Origin of the sequence: Nocardia wallacei (assembly GCF_029868745.1) — a bacterium.
Taxonomy (GTDB): Bacteria; Actinomycetota; Actinomycetes; order Mycobacteriales; family Mycobacteriaceae; genus Nocardia; species Nocardia wallacei_B.
Window position 1 is genome coordinate 1 of the sequence record NZ_JARWOP010000006.1, and the last position, 5723, is coordinate 5723.

The 5723-nt window shown below is 70.4% G+C and carries 5 protein-coding genes; 3 read left to right on the top strand and 2 right to left on the bottom strand.

The genetic code is table 11. The annotated features are described in order from the left end of the window. Positions 1–432: 432 nt before the first annotated feature. Together QH470_RS00070 and QH470_RS00075 are read right to left on the bottom strand one after the other, a co-directional pair. Complete coding sequence (locus tag QH470_RS00070; protein ID WP_280270151.1) at positions 433–1431, bottom strand: ABC transporter permease; 999 nt, start codon at positions 1429–1431, stop codon at positions 433–435. Beyond that, positions 1419–2912, bottom strand: coding sequence for an ABC transporter substrate-binding protein (locus QH470_RS00075; RefSeq protein ID WP_280270152.1), 1494 nt, complete (start codon positions 2910–2912; stop codon positions 1419–1421). The genes QH470_RS00070 and QH470_RS00075 overlap by 13 nt, the downstream gene beginning before the upstream one ends. A gap of 312 nt (positions 2913–3224) precedes the next feature. Here QH470_RS00075 and QH470_RS00080 point away from each other — a divergent pair, with 312 nt between their 5' ends. Genes QH470_RS00080 through QH470_RS00090 form a run of 3 tightly spaced genes read left to right on the top strand, consistent with a single transcriptional unit; the run spans position 3225 to position 5615 of the window. Beyond that, entirely contained in the window at positions 3225–4310 is a 1086-nt protein-coding gene (locus QH470_RS00080) for a TauD/TfdA family dioxygenase (protein ID WP_280270153.1), read from the top strand. Positions 4311–4323: 13 nt separating this feature from the next. Beyond that, entirely contained in the window at positions 4324–5313 is a 990-nt protein-coding gene (locus tag QH470_RS00085) for an ornithine cyclodeaminase family protein (RefSeq protein ID WP_280270154.1), read from the top strand. Next, positions 5304–5615: a hypothetical protein gene (locus QH470_RS00090; protein ID WP_280270155.1), complete on the top strand. Its 312-nt coding sequence runs from the start codon at positions 5304–5306 to the stop codon at positions 5613–5615. The genes QH470_RS00085 and QH470_RS00090 overlap by 10 nt, the downstream gene beginning before the upstream one ends. Positions 5616–5723 lie beyond the last annotated feature (108 nt).

Genomic DNA, 5723 nt, shown 5'->3' on the forward strand with positions numbered 1-5723 from the left:
CACCACAACCCCACCGCCCACACCCACCGCGACACCTCCAACAACAGCCGCGCATAACGACACGACCGCACTGATACACCGACCCCCACCCCCCCCTCGCACGCCAACGCACCAACCCCCCCCCTACCCCACTGCCCCCCAGTGCTACTCCCCCCCCCCGCACCGAAACCCCACACGCCACCACCCCACCACCGTCAACGGCCCCGACTTCCTCGCAACGCGACCGCAGTGACAATCCACCCACCACAACCCCATCGCCCACACTCGACGCAACGCCACCGCCAAAAGCCACGACTTCCTCGCGGCACGATCGCGGTGACGCTCCGCCCGCCACTACGCCATCGCCTTCGCTCGAGGCGACGCCTCTGCCAACGGCTGTGCCCTCGCGCCACGGCCGCGGTAGTGCTGGGCTCGAGGTGGCCGGAACCGGGTTCATCGCCGACCTCGCATTGCCCAGGCGCGCAGGCCGTCTGCTGTCAGTAGGACGCACATGATGATTACGCCTGCTGCTGCGGCGGTGGCGGCGGCCAGGCCGGTGTCGCGGTCGGCGACGGAGCCGGCGAGGAGGGCTCCGAGGCCTGGGTAGTTGAAGAGGCTCTCGACGACCAAAGCGCCGCCGAGCAGCATGCCCACCGTCGTGGCGTAGGAGGCCGCGATGGCGGGTAGTGCTACCGGGAAGATGTGTCGGGTCATCAGGCGGGTCGGCGAAAGGCCTTCCAGCTCCGCGTGTTCCACGTGTGGCGCGCGGGCGGCGTCGGCGAGTGCGCCGCGGACCACCCGGGTGTTCCAGCCGGTCTGTGGCAGTGCCAGGGCCAGGGCGGGGAGCACCAGCATGTCGGCGCTCGCGGGGAATCCGGAGCGACCGGCGACGGTCACGGCGGGCAGCCAACCGGCCGCGAACGAGAAGACCGCGATCAGTCCGGCGGCGACCACGAACTCCGGCAGCGCGACCACCATCGCGGTCGCCGGTTGCAGTATCCGCGCGGCCCACCCGTCCGGCTTTGTCGCCCACCACATTCCGCACGACATCGACGCGAAGACGGTGACCGCGAAGGCGATTCCGCCCAGCAGCAGCGTCTGCGGCGCGGACGCGGCGAGCAGATCGGCGATCGGCCGACCGTGCGCCGTGGCGCCGAAGTCACCCGTGACCAACCCGCTCAGCCACGACCAGAATCGTTGCGGCAGCGGCCGGTCCAGCCCGAGTTCGTGCCGCTTGGCGGCGACCGTCTCCGGGCTCGCCCCGCGATCCAGCGCCGCGCGGGCGGCGTCGCCGGGCAACACCGAGACCGCGCAGAACACCAGCGTCAACAACACCAGCAACAGCCCGACCCGGCGCAGCACGAACCCGGCCACCGCGACCGCGACACCGCCGCGCCCACGGTCCGTGACGCCGAGCACCGCCGGTTCGGCGACCACACTCACGTGAGCCATACCCGTTCCAGCTGCACGCGCCCGAACCCGCCCAGCGTCGGCAGGTCGCGCACCCGGCTCGACGCGATATCGATGCCGTCGGCCATGCCCCACACCAGGTATCCGCCCCGATCGTGCTCGATCTGCTGCACCGCCCGGCACGCCCTGGCATACGCGGCCGGATCGGCGGCACCCAGCGCCGCGGCGGTAGCGGCGTCGAATTCGTTGTCGGCGAAGGCGGTTTCGTTGCGATTGCTGCCCGAGGACAGCAGCTTGGCGGCGTAGAACAGCACCGAGTCGTTGGTGCCCCAGTTGACCGTGTACAGCGGCGCGTGCAACCAGGTGCGGTCGTAGAAGGTGCCCGAGTCCTGCACTACCACTTCGACATTCACGCCGATATCGCGCAGCTGGGTGGCGAATACCCGCGCCGACTCCACCTCGCCGGGCGCCTCCTCCTTGGTGACCAGCTGGTAGGTCGCGCCGGTACCGAAACGCGCCTCCGCCAGCAGCGCCCGCGCCCGGTCCGGGTCGCGGCGACGCTGCGGAATATCCTTGGCGTACTCCGGATCCCCGGTGCCGAGGACGTCGTTGGCGACGCTGCCGTACCCCGAAAAGGCCTGCGCCACCAGCGCATCGCGGTCCGCGGCCAACCGCAGCGCGGTGCGCACCCGCGGGTCGGCGAAGGGTCCGTCGGCGGTGCGCATGGCGATAGCGACCGCGGTGTCGTTGGGCCGCCGGACAACTTGCAGGTCACCGCGCCCGGCGGCGGTGCGCCCGGCGATCGCGCCAACGTTGGACGCCAGGTCGACCTGCCCGCCGACCACCGCGTTCGACAGCGCGTCCACGTTGTCGAACATGGTGACCTCGATGGCCTCCAGCCGCGGCCGCGGCCCGTGCCAGGAGTCGTTGCGCACCAGCCGGGCGTTGCCCTGCCGATAGGACTCGAGCCGAAAAGGCCCGCTCCCCACGGCATTCGAGAAGTCCGTCGTCCCCTGCTTGACCGTGAACGTCATCAGCCGCACCAGCACCGGAATCTGAGTGTTCGGCGCCGCCGCCGTCACCACCACGCGGCCCGGCCCGTCGGCGGCGATGTCGTCGGGCCGCGCCACCGGCATCTTCGACTCGCCGCCTACCTCACGCAGGCGACGCAGCGACCACACCACATCCTCGGCGGTGACCGGACTGCCGTCGTGGAAGGTCGCGCCCTCGGCGAGAGTGAACACCCAGCGCCGCTGCGCGGCATCCGCGGACCAGGCGGCGGCCAGGCGCGGCTGCACGGTCGGGTCGACGCCGGGCACCGTGAGCGGCTCGTAGATCAGCGACGCGATCAGGAAGTCGCTCTCATTGCTCAGGTTCGCGTGCGGATCCTGTTGCAGCGCTGAGGCTTTGCCCAGTGCGCCGACACGTAGGGTGCCGGTGTCGCCGGAGGCGCGCCCGCAGGCGCCCAGTGCCAGTGCGGCACCCACTCCGAATCCGGCGCCGAGCAACCGTCGTCTGGTCATGGTCGTCATCGCAGGTGCCTCGTCCCTCATCCGAGTCAGCTATGCCAGCCAAGGCTAACCTTATGATTCTGCGATACAGGGCATCCGGACGTCCACGTCGCCCTCGGACACCGGCGCGTCGGACCGATTAGCTGCATGGTTACCCTGCTAGCTGATCTCCGCGCTCTCCGTTCACCTTTCCCGCGACACACTTTAGGTAAGCCTTGCTTAAGCTCTCGGGAGAGACTAATTTCGCAGACCGAGTCTTCACCACCTGCTTCACCACCGTTGCGAAGAAGGGAATTCCTGGTGGAAAACGTTCTCTGCGAACGTATGACGCACCACCCCACCGAATCGGACGAGATCGAACGACGCGCGCTGCCCGCCGCGGCCGCACAGGCCGTTCGCGACACGGCCCGCGACATCGCGGTCACAATCGAGAGCATGCCGGGTTCCGCCGCGCGCGCCGCCACTCTCACCGATCCGGCGCTGATCGACTTGATCGACACGCATGCCGCACGTTTACCCGAGGCCGTGCGCACCGTGCTGCGACCGCCCGTGTCCGCGGCCGGCGCCGCGATCGTGAGCCGGTTACCGCTGAGCGACGAAGAATTGGGCCCCACCCCGCGCGACTGGCGGCAGGCCGCCGCGTGGAGCGGCGATCCGGCCCATCGCCACGCCTCGTTCCAATGGGACATCACGATGCTCCTGCTGGCCCGCGCCGCCGGTGCGCCGTTCGGGTGGGCGGGCCAGCAGAACGGCCGGATGGTGAACAACATCGTCCCTTCTCCCGGGCACGAGCACGAGCAGTCCGGCGCCTCCAGCACCACGCTGCTCACCCCGCACACCGAGGACGCCTTCCACCCCCGCCGCGCCCACCTGCTCATGCTCGGCTGCCTGCGCAACCCGGACCGCGTCGGCACCACGGTGTCGTCGGTGCGGCAGGTGCGCCTGGACGAGCGGCAAAGGCGGCGGCTGAGCGAGCCGACGCTTCCGATCCTGCCGGATGTCTCCTACGGCACCGATTTTCACCGGTACCCGGCGACGCCGCTGCCGACCGTCGGTGACCACGACGGCCGCCCGACGCTGCGTTACGACCCGGCCTACACCCCGCTCGACGACGCCGACGCCGAATTCCGCAGCGCCTACGCCCATCTCGGGGCCGAGCTGGAGCGGGTATGCCGCACGGCCGTCCTCGCGCCGGGTGATCTGTTACTGGTGGACAACGACGTGGTAGTACACGGACGGGTGCCGTTCACACCGCGCTACGACGGGACGGACCGCTGGCTCAAACGGGTCAACATCCGCCTGCCGCGCCGCAGGCCCGCGGCCGAGGCCGCCGAAAGTGGTTACGGCCAGCGCACGGTCACCCCCTTCGACTCGAAAGATACTGCGACACAGGAGGTTCCAGACCGATGAACCGAGGAAGCCAGTGACCACCCGGCGCATCCCGCTGCGGGTACTCAGCCGCAGCGACCTCGCCGACGTCCCGATCACCCCGGTGGACGTGGTGCGCGCCGTCGAGGAGGCGTATATCGCACTGGCGTCGGGAGATTCGGACAATCCGCGCAAGCTCAGCGTCGCCCATCCCGACGGCTGGTCGGTCGCCTACGCCATGCTCGGCCGCGACGGCCGGCGCCGGGTGGTGGCGATGAAGACGTCCTACAAATTCGATCCCAGCCACGACCGCAGCACCAAGCGCTACTACACCACGATCACGCTGTACGACGACGCCACCGGCATGCCGATCGCGATGATGGACTGCGCCCGGGTCGGCGCGCTGCGCACCCCGGCGGTGTCGGCGCTGCTGGTCCGCGAGACCATCCGCTCCGATGCGCGCAGCGTGCTGCTGATCGGCACCGGCACGCAGGGCCGGAACGCGCTGCCGCACCTGCTCGCCGCGAACCCGCAGCTGAATCACCTGATGCTGTACGGCACGCATCCGGACGGGCTGAAGGCGGTGCACGAGCAGTTGGCCGCCCATCACCCGCACGCCGAACTGGAGACCGTGTCGGATCCCTACGCGGCCGCGCGCGAGGCCGATGTCGTGCTCGCGACGGCCGGTCCCGGCACCAAGGTCGCCCTCGAATCCGGGGATCTGGCACCGGGTTCGGTGGCGGTGCTGGTCGGCTACGGACTCGCGCCGTCGGCGCTGACCGACGCCGACCGGGTGGTCGCCACCAACGCCGAGCAGATGTCGCTGACCGGCACCGACATGGCTGGCCCGGACGGCCGCCTGCGACCCGTCGATATCGAGCTGCCGCAGATCCTCAGCCGCCGCGGCGTCGGCCGCACCAGCGACGACCAGCGCATCTTCGTCTACAACAGCGGCCTGGTCCTCACCGACATCGCCGTCGCCCACGCCCTCGCGGAACGCGCCATCGCCGACGGCCGCGGCACGGAGGTCCCCATATGGGATTGAACGCGGGCGCGCCACCGTGCGCCGCGCCCGCGCTGCCCGCCCATCGGGACGACTGGGAGCGGCGATTGCTGGCCGATCCGGACTTGTTGGGGGACATCGCGTTCGCGGTCGGCGGCCCGTTTCACGTGATGTTCCCGGCGCGGGTGGGGCGCACTATCGCGGCGTTCCGGGAGGTGTTCGAGCGAACCGGGGTCGACGGCGCGATCTACTACGGCAAGAAGGCGAACAAGGCCGGGTGCGTGGCGCGGGCGTGGGCGCGCGCCGCCAGCGCGCGGCGCGGGGGGGGCGGGAGCGAGGTGTAATTAAAGAAGGGGCACGCGCTGAGCCGCTGGCAGCAGTTCGCCGAGCACGGCCCGCCACCGGACCTCGACGACTGGTCGCGACGCAACCTGGACCGGCTGGCCGAGCTC